1 protein-coding gene is annotated in these 1370 nt (G+C 29.2%); it reads right to left on the minus strand.

Annotated elements, in window-relative coordinates; translation table 11 throughout:
- Window positions 1–1370, minus strand: a 1370-nt coding sequence (locus E0E02_RS09485) for an ATP-binding protein (RefSeq protein ID WP_165937151.1), incomplete at both ends; no start/stop codon positions are given.

The raw sequence follows: 1370 nt of genomic DNA on the forward strand, positions 1-1370 counted from the left end.
CATAAGAAGAACAACCTCTTACAACAGTATTGCACAAATGTTTTCTCCAAATTATATTTTGAATTAAAGTCCCAATGTATTTCAAAACTCTTTTAGATGGTTTCTGAATACTTCCGAGAATTTCTAGAAAAACATATTTGAAATTAAACCTAATATCATTATTATTTAGTAATTTTTCACCAAAATCTAAAAAATCACCTTCTGAATCTTCTTGTAATATTTGAAGAAAAAGTTGAAGTTGATATCGTCTCGTTGGAGTTTGCTTATTTTTTTGCCCTATAATACTTACTATATCAGAATTCTTATAATAATCCCTTACCATTTGTTCTGCAACAAAACAGTCTAAAAATGATTGATGAACAAAAGAAATAGCATTTGAACGTTCAATTAACATTCCTTTACTAATTAAATAACGTATAGCCTTTTCATTTCCTTCAATCCTTCTCTTACTAAATACCACCTTACCAGTATCATTAAACAGTTTCACAAGCTGTAATTTTAAATCGTTCAGACTTTCTTCACTTAACAATACATCCTGACATTTTTCTGACAAATCTCTCCACCAGTTATCTACTAAGTTATATGTACTTGATATTTGATAATACTCAGCTTCATTATCAAATTTTTCCCAAATATAAAGATTGCTCGGAGTTTTTAATAATTGTTTCAACCTATTCGGGTATTTTTGATATTTATTCCCCAAAATTTTCTGAACTTCACCTTCTGAAAACTCATCAACTTTTATTTTATACCAGTAGTCCGACTTCTGCTCAAATATTGATTTTATTCCACTATCATTTTCTAGATCATATGTTCTACAAACAAGGACGATTGAAATCTTGTTTTCTCTCTCCAAATTAATATTTTGTACTTCTCTGATTAACTCCAAGCAAGTGGAAATAGAATTCTTAGAATTTTTAGCAGTCCACCTTAATGCGTCTAATTGATCTAATATTAGAACAGCACTGTTATCCTTAGAAAAAGCATCTATACAATGACTTATACTCGTAGGGAATCCCAACTCTTCCCCCCATTTTTGTGCTGAACCATATGGAATATGGCTATCAAGTTTTAAATCTAGGTGTAAAATATTATTTTCATCGCACCAGTTAATAATATTTTCTGTTAAGCCACTCTTTCCATTTCCTGCTTTTCCATGAATAATGATAGATTTTCCATTTTGAATATAATTTACACATTGATTAAGTTGGGTACGAATCGTTAAACCATATTGCAATGCTTTAAATCGATTTTTATACTCACTATTTAAACATTGTATCCTAGGCATTATTCTTGAATCGCACGCTAAATTTCTTAATTCAATTTTTTCTTTTTGTATAAATGAATCTAAAGCTTTAATTGTAATCCAT

The sequence above is a fragment of the Streptococcus sp. KCJ4932 genome, assembly GCF_004352745.1.
Lineage (GTDB): Bacteria > Bacillota > Bacilli > Lactobacillales > Streptococcaceae > Streptococcus > Streptococcus ruminicola.